A 226-nucleotide genomic window follows, 5' to 3' on the forward strand; every position below is an offset into this window, starting at 1 on the left:
TGGTGCCTACCTGTATGTTTTCCCTGGGTATGATCAATGTGCTGGAGCATTATGGTGCTCTAAGAGCTGCACGAAAACTGCTGACACCTTTGCTTCGGCCTTTGATGGGGGTGCCAGGAACGGTGGGTCTGGCCCTGATTGGTAGTCTCCAGTCCACTGATGTCGGTGCCGGTATGACCAAAGGCCTCGCTGATAGTGATGAGTTGACTGACAAAGAAAAGAATAC

Annotated in this window: 1 protein-coding gene; it reads left to right on the forward strand. The window is 51.3% G+C overall.

Annotated features, from left to right (window positions below; all coding sequences use genetic code 11):
• Nucleotides 1–29 precede the first annotated feature (29 nt).
• On the forward strand, nt 30–226 hold a 197-nt coding region (locus CWC18_RS20885), incomplete at its 3' end, for a nucleoside recognition domain-containing protein (protein ID WP_434063451.1).

The sequence above is a fragment of the Pseudoalteromonas aurantia genome, from assembly GCF_005886875.1.
Classification (GTDB): domain Bacteria; phylum Pseudomonadota; class Gammaproteobacteria; order Enterobacterales; family Alteromonadaceae; genus Pseudoalteromonas; species Pseudoalteromonas aurantia_A.